The sequence below is a fragment of the Chitinophaga sp. RCC_12 genome (assembly GCF_041360695.1).
Taxonomy (GTDB): domain Bacteria; phylum Bacteroidota; class Bacteroidia; order Chitinophagales; family Chitinophagaceae; genus Chitinophaga.
Genome location: NZ_JBFUPS010000004.1, coordinates 207,815 through 229,630, shown reverse-complemented (window position 1 = coordinate 229,630; position 21,816 = coordinate 207,815). Strand labels below are relative to the sequence as shown.

The 21,816-nt window shown below is 45.5% G+C and carries 17 protein-coding genes; 6 read left to right on the top strand and 11 right to left on the bottom strand.

Features of this window, described 5'->3' with window-relative positions:
• The first annotated feature begins 8 nt into the window (after positions 1–8).
• Positions 9–1,094: a WG repeat-containing protein gene (locus AB6805_RS14140; RefSeq protein ID WP_370910073.1), complete on the top strand. Its 1,086-nt coding sequence runs from the start codon at positions 9–11 to the stop codon at positions 1,092–1,094.
• Between the two features lie 67 nt (positions 1,095–1,161).
• Here the strand turns inward: AB6805_RS14140 and AB6805_RS14135 are convergent, their stop codons facing one another.
• From AB6805_RS14135 to AB6805_RS14125, 3 genes are all read right to left on the bottom strand, one after another.
• Positions 1,162–2,730, bottom strand: coding sequence for a RagB/SusD family nutrient uptake outer membrane protein (locus tag AB6805_RS14135; protein ID WP_370910072.1), 1,569 nt, complete (start codon positions 2,728–2,730; stop codon positions 1,162–1,164).
• A gap of 26 nt (positions 2,731–2,756) precedes the next feature.
• The gene (locus AB6805_RS14130; RefSeq protein WP_370910071.1) at positions 2,757–5,807 is read right to left on the bottom strand and encodes a SusC/RagA family TonB-linked outer membrane protein; all 3,051 of its coding nucleotides are present in this window, start codon (positions 5,805–5,807) and stop codon (positions 2,757–2,759) included.
• 137 nt (positions 5,808–5,944) lie between these two features.
• Positions 5,945–6,829: a helix-turn-helix domain-containing protein gene (locus AB6805_RS14125; RefSeq protein WP_370910070.1), complete on the bottom strand. Its 885-nt coding sequence runs from the start codon at positions 6,827–6,829 to the stop codon at positions 5,945–5,947.
• Positions 6,830–6,997: 168 nt separating this feature from the next.
• Here AB6805_RS14125 and AB6805_RS14120 point away from each other — a divergent pair, with 168 nt between their 5' ends.
• From AB6805_RS14120 to AB6805_RS14105, 4 genes are read left to right on the top strand one after another with little or no spacing between them, the layout of a single operon-like run.
• Positions 6,998–7,723 (top strand): RraA family protein, encoded by a 726-nt coding sequence (locus tag AB6805_RS14120; protein WP_370910069.1) that lies wholly within the window; start codon positions 6,998–7,000, stop codon positions 7,721–7,723.
• Between the two features lie 2 nt (positions 7,724–7,725).
• The gene (locus AB6805_RS14115; protein WP_370910068.1) at positions 7,726–10,551 is read left to right on the top strand and encodes a glycoside hydrolase family 2 protein; all 2,826 of its coding nucleotides are present in this window, start codon (positions 7,726–7,728) and stop codon (positions 10,549–10,551) included.
• 59 nt (positions 10,552–10,610) lie between these two features.
• On the top strand, positions 10,611–11,777 hold the full coding sequence (locus AB6805_RS14110) for a mandelate racemase/muconate lactonizing enzyme family protein (RefSeq protein ID WP_370910067.1): 1,167 nt from the start codon (positions 10,611–10,613) through the stop codon (positions 11,775–11,777).
• Between the two features lie 50 nt (positions 11,778–11,827).
• Positions 11,828–12,565 (top strand): SDR family oxidoreductase, encoded by a 738-nt coding sequence (locus tag AB6805_RS14105; protein ID WP_370910066.1) that lies wholly within the window; start codon positions 11,828–11,830, stop codon positions 12,563–12,565.
• Positions 12,566–12,583: 18 nt separating this feature from the next.
• Here AB6805_RS14105 and AB6805_RS14100 read toward each other — a convergent pair whose 3' ends face one another.
• The 6 genes from AB6805_RS14100 to AB6805_RS14075 form a co-directional block, all read right to left on the bottom strand.
• Positions 12,584–13,186 carry a Crp/Fnr family transcriptional regulator gene (locus AB6805_RS14100; protein WP_370910065.1) on the bottom strand — a complete coding sequence of 201 codons (603 nt, stop codon included), beginning with the start codon at positions 13,184–13,186 and terminating at the stop codon, positions 12,584–12,586.
• 35 nt (positions 13,187–13,221) lie between these two features.
• Entirely contained in the window at positions 13,222–13,719 is a 498-nt protein-coding gene (locus tag AB6805_RS14095) for a hypothetical protein (protein WP_370910064.1), read from the bottom strand.
• Between the two features lie 152 nt (positions 13,720–13,871).
• Entirely contained in the window at positions 13,872–16,961 is a 3,090-nt protein-coding gene (locus AB6805_RS14090; RefSeq protein WP_370910063.1) for an efflux RND transporter permease subunit, read from the bottom strand.
• Between the two features lie 10 nt (positions 16,962–16,971).
• Positions 16,972–18,027, bottom strand: coding sequence for an efflux RND transporter periplasmic adaptor subunit (locus AB6805_RS14085; RefSeq protein WP_370910062.1), 1,056 nt, complete (start codon positions 18,025–18,027; stop codon positions 16,972–16,974).
• 9 nt (positions 18,028–18,036) lie between these two features.
• Positions 18,037–19,410, bottom strand: a complete 1,374-nt coding sequence (locus AB6805_RS14080) for a TolC family protein (RefSeq protein ID WP_370910061.1) — start codon at positions 19,408–19,410, stop codon at positions 18,037–18,039.
• A 44-nt stretch (positions 19,411–19,454) separates the two neighbouring features.
• Entirely contained in the window at positions 19,455–20,063 is a 609-nt protein-coding gene (locus AB6805_RS14075; RefSeq protein WP_370910060.1) for a TetR/AcrR family transcriptional regulator, read from the bottom strand.
• A 207-nt stretch (positions 20,064–20,270) separates the two neighbouring features.
• On the opposite strand from AB6805_RS14075, the gene AB6805_RS14070 reads away from it, so the two are divergent.
• Positions 20,271–20,621 (top strand): hypothetical protein, encoded by a 351-nt coding sequence (locus AB6805_RS14070; RefSeq protein ID WP_370910058.1) that lies wholly within the window; start codon positions 20,271–20,273, stop codon positions 20,619–20,621.
• Positions 20,622–20,700: 79 nt separating this feature from the next.
• Here AB6805_RS14070 and AB6805_RS14065 read toward each other — a convergent pair whose 3' ends face one another.
• Both AB6805_RS14065 and AB6805_RS14060 read right to left on the bottom strand, forming a co-directional pair.
• Complete coding sequence (locus AB6805_RS14065; protein ID WP_370910057.1) at positions 20,701–21,168, bottom strand: hypothetical protein; 468 nt, start codon at positions 21,166–21,168, stop codon at positions 20,701–20,703.
• 75 nt (positions 21,169–21,243) lie between these two features.
• Complete coding sequence (locus tag AB6805_RS14060; protein WP_370910056.1) at positions 21,244–21,813, bottom strand: alpha/beta fold hydrolase; 570 nt, start codon at positions 21,811–21,813, stop codon at positions 21,244–21,246.
• Between the last annotated feature and the right edge of the window lie 3 nt (positions 21,814–21,816).

Genomic DNA, 21,816 nt, shown 5'->3' with positions numbered 1-21,816 from the left:
CGCAGGAAATGGAATATGCCATCCCACCGGGACAGTTTAGCCGGATACAACCTATGAGCGAGGGACTCCTGAGCGTAAAAACAAAAAGAGATGGACTATATGGTTTTATCAATGCGGCAGGTGAGTGGAAAATACCCGCCCAATATAATCTGTCATCCCCGTTTAGTGAAGGCTTCGCATCGGTAGTACCAGCGGGTGCTGATCTCTATGGTTATATTAATAAAACAGGAAAACTGGTTATTGAACCAGGATTTAAGGACACAAGACCTTTTTCCTGTGGACGCGCCATTGTGTGGATCCCAGGTGGCAAAGGCTGGGCCTGTATCAATACTAATGGTAAAATAATATTTACGGCGGAAAGTATAAAAGCCGAACCTACCAGTATGCCCTATATGTTTAAAGAAGGTCTGCTGGAAGTTTTCCAGGCAGATAAAGATAATAATTTCCGTCATGGATTTGCGGATACGGCCGGCCGGCTGGTGATCCCCTATCAGTATAGCAATACCTTTTATTTTTCAGATAGTGTGGCGGTTGTAACAGGAACAAAAAAATCAGGGAACCAAAACGAAGGAGATGAATACCATGCAATAATTGATAAGAAAGGTAATACCTTGTTTACCATTGCCAGCAATATAAATGATGTAACAATATTTAAAAAAGGTATCGCCAGGTTTCTTGCAGATGGGCATTGTGGATTAGTGGATAAGAAAGGTACAATAAGGTTAGCTCCCCGTTTTGACAGGTTACCACCAGATTACAGTGGCGGGCCTCTTTGGGGCATCATACGTGGAAAGGCGGGCGACAGCAAAGAGGGCTTCCTGTACTTATTGGACAGCAATTTTACAGAAACAGGCAAACTACTTTTGTATGCCGCAGGTAAACGTATTACCGGCACTGAAGGCAATTTTAGCGAAGGGCTACTGGCCGTAAGACAAGATGATTTATGGGGTTATGTTGACACAAAAGGTAAATGGATCATACCACCACAATTTACCGAGGCCGGGCAATTTTATGAAGGGCTGGCTATTGTAAGCAATAATGAGGATTCAGTAAGCATTATTAAGAATCCATTGAGAAAGCTTACATCTTATTAGTTATTGCCAGAAGGAGTGATTCAAGGGGACTGTAAGAATACAGCCCCCTTTTTTATATACCAGTGAACTATTGCTCGTAACCCGGATTCTGTTGTCCTTTCATATTGGGCGCATTGTCAATATCGCCCTGCGGAAAAGGCATCAGATAATCTTTGTCCTTTCTGAATACACGTTTTTCCACTGCACCTTTCATCTGGCTGCCATTGAGTACGATCGACCGGTTCAATACCGTTTCTGCAATTTTCCATCTGCGCACATCTGAGTAATACAATCCCTCTCCCGCAAATTCCACGCGGCGCTCATGACGGATTCGCTGACGCATATCTTCCTTTGACAATCCCGCTGGCAGCGCCGGCATATTTACGCCGGGTCTCGCACGTACTGCATTGATGGCATCGTATACATCCTGCGTAGGGCCACCCACTTCATTTTGCGCTTCTGCATACATCAGCAGGATATCAGCATAGCGGAGAACGATCCCATTGATTTGCGAAAGACTGGTGCCACCAATTGCATTTGACAAACTGGTATTGTTGTCATACACAGTATACTTTTTAAAACTGTAACCAGTGTATACCCCTGGCCATCCATCTGCATCTACCGGATAAGGTACGCTATTGTATGACACACCTCTCCGGAAAATGGTTTGGTCCATACGCGGATCCCTGTTGGCATTATTTGGATTTTTGGGATTTTGTACCGCATCATCCGGGTTATAGAGGGAGCCATCTTTCATTTCATATTCATTGACGAGATCTTGTGTGGGTTCGATAGAACTCCATCCGGGGGAATTTACCGGATTATAAATGCCCAGGTAAATATCCCAGCTGGTGGGATATTTTGGTTGCAGGAATTCCACGTTAAAGATCACTTCACTGTTATCTTCGTTTGCTTCCAGGAACAGGCCACGGTAGCTGGGGAACAACGAAAAATTCATTCCCATTACTTTTTTGGCAGCATCCGCCGCATCCTTCCATTTTTCCTGGTAAAGATATACCCGTGCAAGTAAACCCCATGCAGCACCTTTGGTAACACGACCTTTGTCGGCAGGTGTATCAGGCAGCAGTCCGGTCGCCTCCAGCAAGTCTTTTTCCACCTGGGCATACACTTCTTCTTTTGTACTTTTTGTAGCATTTACCTGTTCAAGATCCGGCTGATCGAGGATCATTACCACGCCACCCCAATAGTTTGCCAACAGGGAATAATAGTATCCGCGGAGAAAATGGGCCTCTCCTTTCATCGTATTTTTTAATGTTTCGTCCATATTGACTTTATCAATATTTGACAGGAAGTTGTTGGTAGCCGAAATACCGCCATAGGCGCCATCGTAGAGACCAGCCATCCCGCCCATATCGGAAGGAGTTTGCGCACTGAGAGAAATATTCTTCCATCCTTCCCATGGATAATTACTAAATGCGTTTGGCGTTAATACATCCAGGTACGGGAGCACTTCTTCTGTAACATCCCATAAAGCAGAATAGCAACCGATATTTGCCGCTTTGGCATCCTCCACTGTTTTCCAGAATACTTCCGGAGAGATAGCATCTGTAGGGTATTTATCCAGGAAATCCTTACCACAGGAAAAGCTGCTAAAGACCAGTGCTGTGGCGCCAATATATAAGAGATACTTTTTCATGTTCTTCAAATTGAGCAATAAGCGTGTTAGAATTTCAGATTTAATCCGGCAGAAAGAATCCTTACGTTAGGATACTGTGCTGAAGATGTAGTGGAAAAATCTTTTTCCGGATCAAGCCCTTCAAACCTGGTGAAGGTAAATGCGTTCTGCGCATCCACATACACCCTTAAGCCTTGTATTTTCACGCGCGACAACCACCTTTCAGGAAGGGTAAATCCAATTTGTATATCCTTGATACGCAGGAAAGAGGCGTCCTGCAGCCAGAAGCTGTTGTTGGCGTAGTTTTGACTGGAAGAAGCGCTGTACTGCAATAAGCGTGGCAGTTTTGCATTGGGGGTTTCCGGTGTCCAGGTATTGCCTGGCTCCCAGCGTTTAAGTACGCCGGCGCCATTCAGGAACGGGAAGTATAACTCGCTGCCAACATAAGCATCTACATCGGATACGCCCTGTACATTTATCCTGGCATCAAATCCTTTCCAGGCCGCAGTGAGGTAACCACCGTAGGTCCACGTAGGAATCGGTTTGCCCGTTACCTGCCTGTCGTTTGCATCAATTACGCCATCCGGCTTCCCGGCAGGGCCGCTGATATCCTCGAATTTGATATCTCCTGGTTTGGTGGGAACCGCGTTTTGTTTCGGACTGTTATCAACTTCTTCCTGGCTTTGGAAAATTCCGAGTGCTTTCCACATATAATACGCATTGATTGGCTGCCCCGCAATGAGCGCATTAAGGCTTAATTGCGGATCAGGAATACTTACCACTTCATTTCGTATATGCGTTACGTTAATCCCGGCGGAGAATTTCACCTGGCCAAATTCCTGGTTGTAACCGGCCGACAGCTCCCAACCCTTATTGCTCACGCTCGCAAGGTTTTTCGTAGGTGCGTTCCTGATACCGATAAAACCGGGCAGCTGTATCGTCCGAAGAATACCATCACGGTCGTCCTGGAAATAATCAAAATTAACGTTAATCCTGCCTTTCAGCATGGAGGCATCAAACCCTATATTTTTCTTGGTACCTACTTCCCATTGAATGTTCTGGTCTACAATCGACATCTGCGCAATCCCCGTCATGATCAGGTCATTGAACGGATAAAAACGGGCAAATGCCAGGGTGGGCAGATAGGCATACAACCCAATCTGATCATTACCCGAACGCCCCCACGAACCACGTATTTTCAGTTCATTAAACACCTGCTGCGACTCCATAAACGATTCTTTTGAAATACGCCATGCAGCTAATATTGATGGGAAGAAGCCCCAGCGGCTATCGGGCGCAAACCGGGATGAACCATCGTACCTGGCAATAGCTTCCAGCATGTATTTTTCCTTATAGGCATAATTGAATCTGCCGATATAGGAACGCAATGCCCAACCATTTGAAGTACCGTTAACCAATGGTGTTTCCAATCCGGCGTTGATTTCCGTTAATGAATTATTTACAAAACCCATGATAGAACCGGAAAGCGAACGGTAATCGTTTTTCTCCTGTGAATAAATACCAGCCAGGGTAAAGTCGTGATCATCCGCAATCACCTTATGGTAAGTCAGGCTGGTAAAAACAGTAGCATACAAATTTTTCTCCCAGCTGTTCTGTGCCTTGGCACCTCCGGCATTCATGGTGGAAGCTACCTGGTTGGTTTTGGGATTGTAAATATCCGTTTTGGGGGTAAAGATTTCGTTGTCCGCATTCCTATAGTCGATGCCACCCGTTAAATTAAACTTCAATCCATCAATAATTTCATAATTCAGGAAGGCGTTGCCGTTGAAAACATTGATGGCTGCATCATTCTTTCCTTCATTAATCATAGCCAGTGGATTACGGAACTGTGTATTGATGGAATTCACCCAGGTTCCGGCATATTCTCCATCGGCTGTATAGGTACCATAAAATGGCAGTGTTCTGTTAAGTTCTGTAAACAGGTTGCCTGCGCCGTTAAAGGATTGCCTGGATGTTTCATACCTGAAACCGGAGCGCAGCCCTACTTCCAGCTTATTATTAATCTTTGAAGTGATGTTGGCGCGAAGATTATACAACTTTGCATTGCCGTTTTTCACAATACCATCCTGGTTGGTATATCCAAGGGACATATTAAACTGTGTTTTATCCTGCCCACCTGCCACACTGAGCTGATTGGTTTGAATGGCGGCATCATGGAGCACCACTTTTCTCCAGTCGGTATTAGGATAAACGATGGGGTCTTTACCATTTTTGTATTCATCAATGGTAGCCTGGCTATAGAATGCCGGCGAGCCCTGGTTGATTAACGCCTGGTTGTACAGCTGCATATAGTCGACCGAGTTAGTAGTCACTTCCGGCAATGCGGTGGCGCGCTGCTTACCGTAAGAAGTGCTGAAGTCCACTACCACCTTGCCTTTCTTGCCTGATTTTGTTTGTACCAGGATTACGCCGTTGGCGGCCCTGGAGCCATAGATAGCTGCCGATGCATCTTTCAGCACGGAAATAGATTCGATGTCGTTTGGATTTACCGAACGAAGGGATCCTACAATCCCATCTACAATAACCAATGCATTGCTGTTGCCGATGGTACCGATACCACGCACGCGGATGGTAGCATCGTCGTTGCCGGGCTGACCGCTGCTCTGGTTTACCCATACGCCTGGTACCTGTCCGCTGAGTGCCTGGGTGGCGCTGGTAATAGGTCGGTTGGAAATCGCTTCCGCTTTAATGACGCCAACGGCGCCCGCCATGGTGGCCTTCTTCTGGGTACCATAGCCTACCACTACTACTTCTCCCAAACCTTTTACATCAGCAGAAAGTGATACGTCAATGGTGGATTGTGTACCAATCTGAACTGTTTTTGGCAGGTATCCTACCAATCTGAATTCAAGTTCCTGTTTACCGGCATTGCCTACCTGGATAGCATAATGTCCTGTTTCGTCTGTGTTGGCATTTTGTTGCTGACCTTTTAAAAAAACGGTCACTCCTGGAATTGGTTGATTGTCTGTTCCTCTAACTACACCCGTTATTCTACGGGATTGGGCATAGGCGGCTTTAAACTGTAAAAGCACAAGGAAGGAAAACATCAAGATACTTAGTTTACTTGTGTTTCTCATACGGTGAATTTTAATAGCTGCAATATGAGACTACCCTTTCACCGTCTGTTAAACGATCTTATCCGGAACATTAACGATATTGACATATTTTACAAATAAGTCAACACATTTCACCAATATCATTTAAATAAATAAGCTCAGGCAGATGGTTCTACCTCTGCCCGCACTTTTTTGCGATACTCAGAGGGGCTAAGCGATAAGATGTTTCTGAAGTTTTTATTAAAGTTCACGAGGTTATTATAGCCACTTTCCAGTGCTACATCCATAATAGAGAGGTCGTTGCTGCGAAGCAGCTTGCAGGCATGAGAGATACGGATTTCCTGTAAAAAACTGACAAAAGACTTATTGGTACGCGCCTTAAAATAGCGGCAAAAGGCGGTGGGCGACATTTTAGCCACACCGGCAATTTCATCTAAAGAAATCTCCTGGTGAAAATTGGTAATAAGGAACTGGTATACCGCGTTAAAACGACCGGTATCCTTTATGGTCATAGCATTGTGGTAATTTTCGCTGGCAAGGAATTCAATATCATTACTGGTGGAAAGCATATCCAGCATATCCAGGAAAACCGACATTCTTTTCAATCCTTCTGCCGCCCTTATTTCAGCAAACCGCTGTAACATCAGCGAATGTGTGGCATGTTTGATGACCACTCCCCTGCGGGCCTTTGTAAATAAAGATTGAATGATCACTGCAGCTTCAGAACCGGCGATCAGGTTTAATACCAGGGAAGGATCAAAATATAAGACCGTCGCCTTTACCCGCATGGTTTTCCGCTTCTGAAAATAAACATTGTCATTCTGCCAGATATGCGGAAGGTTGGGCCCCATTAATACCAGGTCTCCTTTCTCAAAATCATCAATATGATCTCCTACAATGCGCTTCCCATAGCCTTCTTCAATTAATACAATTTCACAGGCTTCATGGAAATGGAAAGGCGAGTTGAGATAATATTCATCAACAGTTTTTAGGCGAAATTGCCGGTTGGCATGTAGTCCAGTATCGATTAATCTGGCTTTCATGCCTGAAAATTAAATATTATTACCCATTTCTGCAAAAAAACAAACAAGATTGCTAAAATCGTTAATATCCGGGTTAGGATAGTTAAGAATGGCGCTTAGTGAAGGCTTAACTTGCATAAAATACATTTGCGGCTTAACAGCCTATGGATCAGGTAATACCACAAAGAAATGATACACGAAAAAAATAGCCAGAAACCAGTAACGCCTTTATGGGAGGGCGACGATGAGCTGTTTGCCATTGTCAGGAAGGAATTATACACTGCGGTAGTAGGTGATATTATGGATAAAATGGGACTGCTGCATCAGTTTCTTCCTCCGCAAATACAACCTTTGCGTACGGATATGTTTGTAGTAGGCCGCGCTATGACGGTATTGGAAGCAGACGTGTTTTCGGAGGACCCGGATATGGGCTACAATGAAATCCTTAAAAAGCCTTTCGGATTGATGCTGGAGGCATTGGACGATCTTAAAAAGAATGAAGTATACATTTGCACCGGGGCGTCGGCTACGTATGCCTTGTGGGGAGAGCTGATGAGCACCAGGGCGATGATACTGGGCGCCGCCGGTGCAGTGGTAGATGGCTATTCCCGCGATACCAAAGGTATCCTGGATCTGAATTTCCCCACTTTTTCCTATGGAAGATATGCGCAGGACCAGGCGCCAAGAGGAAAAGTGATTGATTTTCGTGTTCCTTTGGAAATCCGTGGCGTACGCATTCTGCCAGGAGATATTGTACTCGGTGATATGGATGGCGTATGCATTGTGCCACAGGCAGCAGCCGCCGAAGTATTTACACGGGCGATAGAAAAAGCAAGAGGCGAGAAAATGGTACAACAGAAAATCCTGGAAGGCATGAGCGCCGGCCAGGCATTTGCAAAATATGGGATAATGTAATCATGAAAAAGCAATTACTAACAATATTCGGTTGCCTGCTGCTTACCGGCAGCATGGCGCAAACACAGCGCCTGTCGCCCCGCCCGGAGGAAGTCATTTCCCTCAATGGAGTATGGCAATTACAGGGCCGGTACCCGGTAAAGGTTCCGGGAGAATTGGTGATGCAGGGGTTCAATATTGACGAAGGCGAAACAGCCGTGTACTCCCTTCCGCTCTCCATCCCTGCCCATTGGAAAAACAAACGCATTAAAATCAGGTTTGATGCGGCCAGCAGCCATGCACTGGTAAAAGTGAACGGCATCACCGTTGGCGAACATGAAGGCGGATTTGTACCTTTTGAACTCGATATCACAAAAGCCCTCCACGGCGCTAACGATACACTCACTGTAGCCATACAAACACTCACGGTAAGTGATTACCTGGCCTGTGCTTCTCAATATGCAGTACACCATGTAGCCGGTCTGCTCAGGAAAGTAACCATGTTTGCCGTTCCGGAAGTAAACCTGGCGGATATCCGGCTGAACACCACATTCGACAAACAGTATAAAAATGGTACGCTACAAATAAACACCAGTATCGCCAACGAATCGGCCGCAGCAGCTAATGCTGTAATCCGTTATACGCTGACCGACGCCAATGGCCATGTAGTTTTTCAGCATTCCGAAAATCCGGAAGGGACTGTAAATGCCAACAGTACCGCCGCTGTAAAAAGTACGATCGCAGTGCGCAGCCCAAAAAAGTGGAGTGCAGAACAGCCTTATCTCTATACACTCCAAACAGATTTAATCCGGGATAAACAAATTGTGGAGTCCAACACCGCTAAAGTTGGCTTCCGGGAAGTACAGGTAAAAGGAAACGAACTGCTGGTAAATGGCCGGCCGGTGAAACTCCGCGGTGTATGTAAACACGATACCCACCCGCTTTCCGGCAGAAGTGTGAGTCCGCAACTGACCAGGGAAGATGCGCAATTATTCAGGGATGCCAATTGTAACTACATTCGTACCTCCCACTACCCGCCGTCAGAAGAATTCCTGCAGGCCGCCGACAGTCTCGGTTTGTTTGTGGAAAGTGAAGCAGCCATCACCTGGGTTCAACATGGCGCCTCTCCTATCTGGAAACTGTGGGATTACAAGGATGAAAAATTCCTTCCTTACATGATCCAGGCGAATGCAGATAATATCCAGGCCGGGAAAAACCATCCTTCGGTAATTATCTGGTCACTCGGCAATGAATCCCTATGGAGCCCGCTCTGGGAAAAGGTCCAGGCTTTCGTAAAAGCCACCGATCCTCATCGGCCAACTACCTTTCACGATCAGTGCTGGGGCGGATTTAACAATGCCAACAGCAAGGCCGATATCGCCGTGTATCATTATCCCGGCATCAATGGTCCGGCTAAGGCAGCTGGCTCCACGCGCCCGGTACTCTTTGGTGAATATGCACATCTTTCCTGTTACAACAGAAGGGAACTGCTGACAGATCCAGGTATCAGAAGCGCCTACAATGCACCCCTCGTAACTTTCTACGATTCCATCTATCACTACAAAGGCTGCCTGGGCGGCGCTATCTGGAGCGGTATTGATGATATTTTCCATCTGCCGGATGGCCAGATAGCCGGTTACGGTCCCTGGGGACCCATTGATGGATGGCGCAGACCCAAACCCGAATACACCGGCGTGAAAAGAGCGTATAGCCCTGTACGTGTGACAAAGGTAACTGAAGAAGGCGCCTATTATGAGCTGACAGTGGAAAACCGCTACGACCAGCTTTCTTTTGCAGATCTTAAGATCACTGCCGGTGAGCAACATCTCTCCTCCGCCATCCTGCCCGGTAAAACCGGTAAACTGAAGGTCCCCAAAAGTACGGAGGGCACGGTTCATCTGACTTTCACCGACCCACGCGGTTTCGTATGTGCGGAAGAGTTATTAGGCATAAAGCCGCCGGCGTCGCCGGCTCCAAGGAACTATCGGGTGACTGTTACTGAAAATGCCGGCGCCGTATTCGTACAGCAAGGTCCGTATAGCTACACTATCAGCAAAACAAAAGGTATTATTACCAGCATTAGGAAAGGTAATGACACCCTGATGAACCAGGGCCCCGTATTCAGTGTGGTACCAATAAACAGTGAAGATGGCGGGAAACCGAATGTAGCAGGAGAAACTTATCAGAATAACATATACCCGTTAAAAAATTATCCGCTCTATACCCTCTTTGCCCAACACCTCCAAACCAGGCAATTGCCTGAAGGAGTACGTATAGACATGGACGTTACTTATACCGATGGGAAAGGAAAACAGTCGTACCTGATTACGCCCGGTGGCGATCTTATTACCACCTACAGCCTTACTTATAAAGGCAACGATACGCTGCCTTACCAATACGGCCTGATAATGGAACTTCCTGCCAGCTTCAACCAGCTGACATGGGTACGTAAAGGGGAGTTTTCCTGTTATGACTCCACGGACATCGCCAGAACCGCAGGTACTGCGTATATGAATTCCCGTTATATACAGGGTGTGGAAGAGCATGGCGTGCAGCCTGCCGGATCATGGAAAGACGATGCCAACGAACTGGGCACCAACGATTTCAGATCTACCAAACGCAATGTTTACCAGGCTGCTTTATCAAATAAAAATGGACACAGCGTAAGGATACTGGCAGATGGCCATCAACATTCCCGCTCCTGGCTGCAGGACGCCACCGTTCACTGGCTGCTGGCCGATTACACCAACAATGGTTCTGAACCATTTTATGGTACACCGCATAGCGATGGCCGTATCAATATAAAAAACAAAACATTGGAAGGGAAGCTAACCATTAGCCTGCCTTGATCATATATCATCAATAACAGGTACCTTAAAAGTTATTATCGAATAAAAGTTTGTGAATCATGAAAATTACTGATGTAAAGGTGTGGTTAGTAGAAGGTGTGAAATACAACTGGACTTTATTAAAAATATATACCGACACCGGGCATACTGGTGTGGGGGAAGCCACTAACTGGCCCGGAAGTCCGATAGTGTACCATGCTGCCAAACATGTAGGCGAGCGTATTATTGGCCTGGACCCGATGAAAACGGATTTCATCTGGACGAAACTTTACCGGGATCTCAACTGGATGGGACCTTACGGTGCATCGCTTTGTGCCATCAGTGGCATAGACATGGCCCTATTGGACCTGAAAGGGAAAGTGCTGGGCGTTCCCTGCTATGAACTGTTGGGAGGCGCTTACAGGCAGGAAATCCAGCTGTATGCCAATTATTGGTTTACAGGTGGCGGGCATAATGTGGCCGACTATGCCGCTCAGGCCAAAAAGGTGAAGGATGCCGGGTTTACCGGTTTAAAATTTGATCCTTTTGCACATACCAACTATCTCTATGGAGAAGATCTTTCTTCCAATCTCGCCCTTACCCCTGCGCAACAGGACCTTGCTTTTGAAGTGAGCAAGGCCGTGCGGGAGGCGGTAGGTCCGGATTTCGACATCATGATCGAAACACATGCGATGTTAAACTACCGGGTAGCGGTGAAAATGGCGCAGCGCTTAGCCACCCTGGATATCACCTGGTATGAAGAACCGGCAGGCCCGGAAAGTGCGGATACCCTGCGGGCCATGAGAGAACGGATTCCTTCCAACGTATCCATCTGTGTGGGCGAACGTCATTATACCAGGCATGGTATCCGTCCGTTGCTGGAAAAGCATGTATGTGATATTATGATGCCTGATATTACCCGTTGTGGCGGCCCTTCGGAAATGAAACGCATGGCTACCATGATGGAGGCTTACAATGTTTTACTGGCGCCGCATAATCCCAACGGACCATTGTCTACCCTTGCTTCTGCACAGGTGTGTGCCTCCGTTCCGAATTTCTTCCGCCAGGAGTTTATGTTTACTGATGTGCCCTGGAGAGATACCGTGATCACCCATCCTATAGCAGAGATGGTACAAAACGGGCATCTGCACCTGAGTAAACGTCCGGGCCTGGGCGTGGACCTCGTAGAAGCTGAAATGGAAAAGCATCCTGGCATCCTGGAGCCCAAACCAGGATTTTATGTATAGCGAATGGTAACCCGGTGGGTTACCTATGAAGAAAACTAACTGAATAGCGTATGTCGTTGGAGATAAATTTAAAAGACAAAGTTGCAATAGTGACCGGTGCGGCTTCGGGCATTGGCGCAGGCATTCTCCGCATGCTGGAGCAGGCAGGCGCCATCGTGGAAGGCTGCGATATTCAGGGCAGCCAATCAATCACACCGGTGGATGTAACGCATAGCGGGCAACTGCAGGATTTTGTGCAAACGGTGGCACAAAAGCATGGTCGTATCGATATCCTGATATCCTGCGCGGGAGCCAACATATTTACCGGAGCCGCCAACACGCAGCCTGCTGAATGGCAGCGGAATATAGATCTTAACCTGACCGCCCACTGGCAGCTGGCAAAGTATTGCAAGCCCTGGCTGGAGCAATCAGGCAATGGCGTGATTATCATTGTTACTTCCAATCATGCATTTAATACTATTCCCGGTTGCTTTCCTTATAACATCGCCAAAACAGCGCTGACCGGACTGGTGCGCAGCCTGGCTATTGAATGGTCGCCTGCCATCCGCACCGTGGGTATTGCGCCTGGTTTTATTGACACCCCGGGGAATCAAACCTGGTTCGATTCTTTTCCGGATCCTGCCGCCGAAAGGAAAAGAACGGAAGACCTTCATCCGGTAAAGCAATTGGGTACACCTGAGGAAGTAGGCGCATGGTGCGCATTTTTGGCGAGTGACTTTGCGGCATTTGCTTCCGGCATCACCTATTTGATAGATGGAGGAAGATCAGCGCTGATGCAGGACAGTTAGGCTGGGATGACGGATACCTTAATGCTTCTTTTCCGAAATCCTCTTCTTTATACGGCTCAGCGATTGATTTTTGATACCTAAATAAGACGCAATATGAAACGAAGGTACACGCTGCACCATGTTGGGATGTTCTTGTAGTAAATTCAGATACCTTTGTTCATGGGTTAAAAACAACAGTTCTTCTGTTCTCCCCTGAGAATGATTAAAAAAATGCTCCGCAAGAATTCTCCCAAATTTCTCCCATCCTTTATGAGATGCGTATAAATCCTGCAGATCGGGGTAATTCAGGCACAGGATCTCTGCATCCTCCAATGCCTCTATATAGTACACACAGGGATACTGAAAAATAAAACTCCTGAAAGAAACAATAAATTGATGCTCGGAAAAGAAAAAAATGTTTCTTTCCTCATCGGTTTTAGGGTCATAATAATAAACTCTGAACATCCCTTTGACCACAATTCCCAAATCTTTACAAACAACATGCTGCTTGTTATAGAAATCTCCTTTAGCAATTTTCCGTTTATGCCAAAAAGCAAGACTAACAGAGAGATCCTCCTCTGTCAGTCCTGAAAATTCTGTTATTACCTGTCTTAATAAATAAGTTTCATCAGTAGTAATCATTTATCTGCATCAATTTTACACTAATGTAAAATAAGTTACCCTATTCCCGCAGATTTGTTGATTTTTTTCTGTTTGATAAACTGATAAACGGCACCCGCAATAAATAATACCAGTACCACTAACAGCGTTCTGCCCACCACAGGGTCGCCTGGTCCGCTTGCCAACGGGTGATGCAACGGAATCCTTGTTAAAGTTTCGTTGACAGTTGGGATCATAGAAAGAAAAAAGCTGAATGAAAAAGCAAAGTTCTCCCAGTAGCGTGCTTTTTTGCTTTCCTGCTTTCTTTTAAACAGGAAATATGAAATACCAATCAATACAATCACCAGCAAACTAAGTGCATGCCCGGGATTGAACCCTCCATGCCTGGAGATGCCCAGCGCGGTCAGGGAGGTAACCAGTGTTCCGAGAAAGTAAACCTTACCTGACTGGTGGGCCAGGCTGATTTTTCCAAATTTAAAAAAAGATGCTAGTCCTGCGATAATGGCTACCACACCAATAATAGTATGAAAGATGCCTAAAGGTGATATTCCCATAATTGAATATTTTTAGGCAAAGGTGGGGGAATATCAGCAGTTTTTTTTTCACTTAAGTTAATTATTGCTGTTGTTGACTCGCCAGATTCTTTTTGATCTTAGCAGAATAAAAAGTATCTTCTTTCATATAGATTAAAATTGAATTGTTTGATTTAATTAGATTCTTCAGAAGTCTTATTTGCGGTTACCGCCTCGTTGCTTTCTATTGCCGGCGGAATCAACTTATACATCACCGGTGTTACAATCCTGGACAGGATGGTTGAACTGATCAGGCCGCCGATTAATACAATGGCCAGTGGGGCAATAAGCGGGTTGGGATTCAAGGCAATGGGCAGCAACCCGCAAATAGCGGTTATGGATGTAAGTACAACCGGGAGGAAACGCGTTTCGCCGGCTTTGCCGATGGCCTCATCGATGCTGTATCCCTCTGCCCGCAGCTGGTTGGTAAAATCGACCAGCAGCAGTGAATTTTTAACCTGTATGCCCGAAAGGCCGATAAAACCGATAATGGATACGAGTGACATCGGGTTGCCTGTCAGCAACAGCAGGACAACGCCGCCCAATATGCCCAGTGGTATAATGGAGAGTACGATGATAATGCCTTTGAAAGTCTTGAACTGGAGCAACAAAACCCCGACAAAAAGAAAACTGCTCAGTAATATAACCGACAAGAAATTACCTCCCAGTGCATCGCCTTCTGATTCTGCCTCACCCGATAATTTATAATAATACCCGGGAGGCATTTTTATTTTATTCAATTGCGGGATGATATCTTTCAGGATATCGTTGGCATACACATTTTCTTTAGTCAGCGAGGTTACCTTCGCAAAACGCGACTTGTTAAAATGATTGATGGCTGTTGGTGAAGTTTCAAAAGTTATCTGTGCAATCTGACTTACCTGTACCGGAACACCTTGTATATTGTTGACATAAAGATTCCGGAAGGCATCAAGATTTGAAAATTTGTCACGCGGCAAAGTAATAACCACATTGCGTGCATCACCACGGTCGTCAATGTAATCGCCAACGGTAAGTCCTGCCACTGCCAGGCGTATAACTTTATCTATATCACTGGTAAGTACGCCCAGGGTGCGCGCCTTCTCCTTGTCAATCTTTATTTTTACGTCCGATTTATAAGTGTTCAGTTCATTATTTATAAAGAAGGTGCCCGGATGCTTTTTCAGTATTTCTTCCACTTTAAACGAAAGCCCCCGCAGTTTTTCCTGGTCGTCGCCAAACACCCTGACCACGATGTTCGCTTCAATAGGCGTGCCTTGCTCAAAGTCCCTGACTTCAATCCTGGCGTAAGGAAAATCTTTGAATTTTTGCCGTAACTGTTTTATCAATGCATTCTTTGCGCCGGGAGTGGCCTCTTCTTCCATTTGTACGAATACCTGGGCGAAATCAGGCTTCACATCCTGCTGGTGCACGTTGTAATACACCTGCGGGTTGCCTTTGCCGACATTGGCCGTATAGTACACGATTTCTTTATGGTTTTTCAGTTCCGCTTCTACCAGTTTGGTTACGCGGTCGCTTTCAGGGATGTCTGCCTGTAAAGGCATTTTGATGTTGATCAGGAACATCGGTTTTTCGGAAGTAGGGAAAAGCTTAAAGCCGGTTTGTGTAAATAAAAAGAACGCCAGTACACTTAATCCTACGGAGATGCCGATGGTTGTTTTGGGCCAGTTCAATGCCAGTGGCATTACACGGCGGTATGAATTGGTAAGGAAACGCTGCAGGTACTTCAGGAAGAAGTTACCTTCGCCGTGCGTATGTGTTTTCAATATCCTGCTTCCAACAAAAGGAACAAGCGTCAACGCTACGATCATGGAGGCAAGCACACTGGTCATCACTGCCATAGGCAGGCTGCGGATGAATTCACCTGCTACATCCGGCAAAAAGGCAAGGGGTAAAAATGCAATGACTAAAGTGGCAGTGCAGCCAACAACCGCCACACCAATCTGTTTTGTGCCTTTTAAGATCGCATCCATCCGGGAGTGCCCTTCCCTGAGCCACCGCTCAATATTTTCCACCACCACAATACTGTCATCCACCAGGAGGCCTAAGGCCACTACCAGGCCAACAATACTCAACTGGTTCAATGAATAGCCCAATAAGTTTAACGCGATCAATCCCAGGGCCAGGGACAGCGGAATGGAGATCATGACAATGAGCGATGCCCTGAATCCCAATGGCAGTAAGGTAACGATTACCAGCACAATGGCCAGCACAAAATCAAAACCAAGATGGCCCAGCCGTTCCGACACCATATTCGCCTGGTCGAAATTTTTGACCATCTTAATATTTTGCGGCAGGGTTTTGTTAAATTCATCGAGCACCGGCAGGAACTCTTCCTGCACTTTACTGATGTTGACATTATCCTTCATCGCCGCGGTCACCAATATTGACCGGTGTCCATTCAAACGGACAATATGGTTCACTGTTCCATCTTTATAACTCACATTGGCCACATCTTTCAGATAAACAATCTTTCCGTTGGCATTATAGATAACGGTGTTGGCCACATCATCCACGTCCTTGAATTTCCCGCTTGTTTTTACGTTGAAAACCTTGCTATTCAGATGAATACTTCCACCCGGGATATCGGCCGCTTCACTCTGCAAACTGCCCACCACGATATTGAGCGGTATTTTCAACTGGGCCAGTTTGTCCAGCTGCATATCGATCCGGATCTCCTGTTCAGGCATTCCAAAGTACTTCACCTCTTTGAGGTTCGTTATCTTCTCCAGGCGTGATTTAAGAATATCGGCCTGGTCTCTCAGCGATTTGCCGGAGGCATTATCGGACACCAATGCAACCTGCAGGATCTTTACATCTGAGGATGAAATTTTCTCCGTCTTAATCAGGTAAATGTCCCTGGGAAGTTCGCTGTTTTTCAGCGCATTTATTTCTGTGGAAATTTCCTGGTATTTGTTATCGACATCAACGCCGTACTTAAATTTCGGCTGGATAACCGCTACGCCATCTTCCACAGATGTAAGGATCTTGTCTATGTTTTCAAGGCCATAGATCTTGTTCTCGATCGGCTTCACCACCTGCTCCTCCATATCCTTTGGGCTGGTGCCGGGATAGATAACTGTGATCAGGTATTGTGGCGGATGGGTTGTTGGGTCTTCCGACCTCGGCATGGTAAAAAGCGTAAGCACACCAACTATCGCCACCAGCATGAATATGATAAGCGTGAACTGATAGTTCCTGACAGAAAAATTTGTAATCTTCATATGGCGCTGTTTATCTGATTATTTTAATAGTTGATTGCTCATTGAGGTAAGCGCTGTTTGATATTACTATCCTTTCTGCCCGGTTCAATTCATTTTTGATATACACCTTATCATTATCGAACCTGGTAATGACTACCGGTACTTTCTTCACCTTGTTGTCGCCAACGGTGACAAAAACAAACCCGTTGTTTCCATCCGCTTCCACCAGCGATTCGTAGGATATGGCCATCACGCTATCGTTTTTGCTGGTGGCGATTTCGGCCTTGCCAAACATGCCCACAGCGGGAACAGTACTGCCGAGTGCAAGTTTCAGTTCTACCTGGAATGACCCTATCTCGCGGTCGGCAGCCTGGGACTTACGGAACACCGTTGCATCAAATGTTTTCCCCGTATAGCCGTCCAGGGTAACAGTAGCTTTCTGTCCTTCTTTGATACTGGCCCATTCCAGGTCGGTAACCCCTATTTTAAGCAGGTAGTTGTTGTTTGGCTGTGTTGCATTTATTAAAAGCACCGGCATTCCTTCGCCTATTACTTCTCCTTCGTGGGCAAGTTTCTTACTTACGAATCCATTGGTGGCAGCGTATATTTTTGAGTACCGTTCATTGAATGCAACGGCTTCTTTGGACTTCTTAGCTATATCCAAAGCTGTCCTGGTATTTTGTAATTGTTCCAGGGTATATACACTATCACGGTAAAGATTCTCCGCGCGCTGATATTCCCGTTGTGCCTTTTCCAGGCCATAGCCCGCCTGTTCCAGGCCGGCGGAGATTTCCGTGGAGTTAAGCATGGCCAATAATTGCCCTTTCTTAAAAAACTGGCCTTCTTCCACCATGATCCTGGTAATGACGCCTCCTATCTTAAAAGAATATTTAGCTTCCTCTTCCGTACTAACCAATCCCGTAGCATTGATCAAACCCGGTATTTCTATGGAAGATGCCGCCGAAACTTTGACAGGAATAATTTCCTGTTCACCTGATGGATGATGTTCCTTGTGCCCTTGTTTGCAGGCGGCCAGCAGGCAAAACGCTATTACAGCGATGCCGCTTATAAATTGAAGTTTTTTCATCTTTTTTGATTATTGAATTTTAAAAGTGGCATTAGCCCGTTCCACTGCGGTAGCAGCTATCCAGGCATCGAACAAGGCTATATTGGCATGCAACTGAGCATCGATCCATTGGGTTTGGGCATCCAGCAACTCTATATACAGGGCCGTTCCCTGCTTGTATAGCTTCAGGATATCGCTGTAATAAGTCTGGCTGGTCGCCAATTGAAACTGCGCCGCCTTATATTGCGCAATGGTGTTTTCCATCTCATTCCGGCGTACGGAGAGTTCCGTAAACAGTTGTTGTTGCACATAGCTTGTCTGGGAAGTAATGGCTTGCCGGTCTATTATGGTTTGCTTTATTTTATTGGAATTCCTGCCAAACGAAAACACGTTCCACTCCAGGGAAACGCCCCAGAAATAATAGCGGCTGTGATTATCAAATTTCCAGTCGAATGCCTGCGATCCCAGATCCACGTAGGTGCCTATTTTAGGAATGAGGTAAGACTTGGCGAGCCCGGTAAGATTGGTATTGATATCCTGGCCTATCTTTAGTTTGGTGAGCTCTTCCCGGTTTATCACATCGTTACCCGGTAAATAATCCTGTGCAGGCAATTGAAGGATGGTGTCTTCCAGTATGCTGTCTGTAAGTGGTCGGTTCAACAAAAAATTAAAGTAATTGCGGGCGGATACTGCGTTTTGGGTGGCTGCTGTCAACGCAGCTGCTATTTTCGACACTTCGTTCCTGCTCCGGAGTGTGGCAGTACGATTTACCTTACCATTTTTATAGAGGGCGTCGTTGATGCGTTGGTTCTCTTCCACAAGCCGGGCGGACGACTCATAGATCTTCATTGCGTTCACGGCTTTCAGGTAGGTATAGTAGGCCGTTTTAATCTCCTTCACCAGCTCCCGTTTATAGAGGAGTACTTCTGTCTTCTGTAACGCCACCTGCTGCTGTTTTATCCGCTTGTTATAAATCAGCTCTGCGTTTAAGATGGGCAGGCTGGTGCGGAATTTAGCATCATAAAAATTGTCCGGGTTGAGCAGGATGCGTTCATTCTTCAGCTGTGGAAAAGTTTTGCTTCCTGTAAGTTGATTAAGTGTTGCATACGCTCCGTTCAGCAGGTCACCTGTGGGGAAGTCTATCGTCCGGCCGCCGGCAGCCTTAGTGTAGGTTGTAGAAAACGCAACGTTGGGTAAGAACATCGTTTTTGCTTCCCGTAACTGGAGGACGCTTTTTTCAAATAAGAAGTCCTGTTGCCTGATGCTCTGGTTAGAGTCAAGGCCGGAGATGATGTACGCATCCAGGCGGCTCTGGGCGCTCAATCCACTGACTGAGGCAATTGGGACTGCCGCCACTAACAAAAGACGGACAACCGAAGACGAGAAAACATGTAATTTAACCACTGTTTTAAATTTAAACACTGTTCAATAATGGGGCAAAAAAAATGCTATGCTTTTTCAAGCAGCGCAACAAAACACTCGTAGCCATGGTCCATCAACTGCTCGTTGGTTTTGCCGACAAAGCTGGCTGTACGGTCTTTGCAGAATAATGCGCAAATCCCGTGCATGGCAGAGAGCATCATAAAGGTGAAATACTCGGCATCCATATCCTTAAACCTGCCTTTTTGCTGGCAGGCCTTAACGATATTCAACAGATGACCGATCGCCTCCTGTGCGATTTTAAAGCCTGCGCCTTCACTCTCTTTCCCTGGATCATCTACAATAAACATCAGGTTATAATAGTCTTTATTTTCCTGTGCAAACTGGATAAAAACGCGGCCAACAGCCTTCAGGCGCTCGAAAGGATCGGCCACATTATCAAGTACTTTCAGTTTGCCTAACAGTAACTGAAAACCTTCCCGGTGCAATTCCTTAAAAATCTCCCCTTTATCTTTAAAATGAAAATAGATGGAACCCGGACTGTAATTAATGTCCGTAGCTATATTCCGCATACTGGTCTGCTCGTACCCGTTTTTAAGGAATATCTTACGGGCGCTGTCTAAAATCAGCTTGTGCATCTTTTCCCGCTCACTTTGTTTTCGTTCGATGATACCCATTGCTTTTAATTATGATGATGCAAAGTTATTGAACGGTGTTCAATAAACAAAATAAATTTTCATTACCCCTAAAAAGCAGGACTAACTTGTCGTGATAGTTATAATGATACAAATTGGCAACAATATGATACAAATTGATGAACCGGTTAAAGAAAGTCTCATTAACTTTTAGAAAGTTTAATCACATTAACCTCTAAATGTTATCTTATGACCCAAAGGACGCTACTTTTAGCTGCAGCCATCATTCTTAGCTGCGGTTTTAGCATGAAAGCCACTTCCGCGTTAAAACAAACAGCTTCCATCCCAGGCGTGAAGGCACCGGCTTTCGCCTGGAATTTCATCTATGCTTTTGGCAATGGCCCCATATCCGGCTTAAGCTGGTCGAGCAATTATTTGTATGTTTCTTCCGGCAGTTACATAGTATATTCCGCGAACGGATATGGATTCCTTACACCATCGACCCCGGTTTATTGCAATGCGGTAGACAATGCAAACACCTATGTACAGGTGGCTGTAAACGGTGGCCCCGTTTCGTATTATGACTTCCAGGAATACTAGTTAAAAAGGAACAGCGCTTTGAGAAAGGCGCTGTTCTTTTACTTTGGTTATCTTAATGTTCTCTTGCTAATAGTCAATACTAAATACCCCAGTTCTTGAAAGTAATTAACTGCCAATTATCTTTGTCACAAGAATATTCGAATACTGTTGTTGAGCCTCCTCCATTAGAAAAATCATAATTGCGTTTTTTACAGGTGATGTAAAAATTCACAATATTGATTGTAAACTGATTCTTCTTTAATGTTGTGAATACTTTCCAGGCATAAATGCCTTTTGAGAGTAGTTTCCTATTTCGGGTATCATAAATATTTATAAGCTTAAACTTACTGCTGGATGGCACATAATTTAATGGCTGGTCTTGTTCGTTTAATAAATACAGGTTGTTAAGATAATAATCACTACGCTGTTTCTTAATTACATCCAGATACTGGGTATACATAGTACTAATGGCTGAATCTACCATTAATTTATATTCATCTTTATTTTGTTGTGCATTTACTTTAAAACAACAAGCCAATATGCCAACGACCAGAAATATCTTCTTCATATTTTACTTCTTTAGTGTCACAAAATTAGCTTGTGAAATAGTCGCAATTATTACGGCATTTTATATCATTGGTGGCTATTTTTCCCCTGCGCACTTAGTCGCCAATTCCTTAATATCAGCAACCATGTCCGGTATAGCCTTATGATAAGAATGATCCATACCTGAGAACACCCTGTAATGTGCCTGCGGCAATAACTTTTGGTAGGTTTCAAATTGCTGACGGGGGATCACCTCATCGTCTGTTGAGTAATAAAAATAAATATTATCCAGCTCGCTGAGGTTAGCTACAAAATCATCTTCTATTACATACTCTGAAACATCCCAGTTCTGATCCTTCCAATAAGGAACACCGAACAGGATCATTCCGATTACTTTATCCGGAACAGGCTCCTGGGAAAAATGCTTTAATATCACAGAGGCTCCTAAAGAATGGCCGAGCAGGATAACCTTTCCCGATAAGTCTTTCAGGCTGGCCGTTAAAACAGCATCCCAGGCTTGATAACTGGGATTGTCAGCATCCGGAATAGGCGGGTATATAATCCTGAACTCATTGCCAAGTGCAGCCTTCAGGGCGTCTGCAATTACCTGTTCTTCTTCTGTGGTTACGAGGCCAGCTCCCTGGATTAATAATATTTCATAACTCATAGA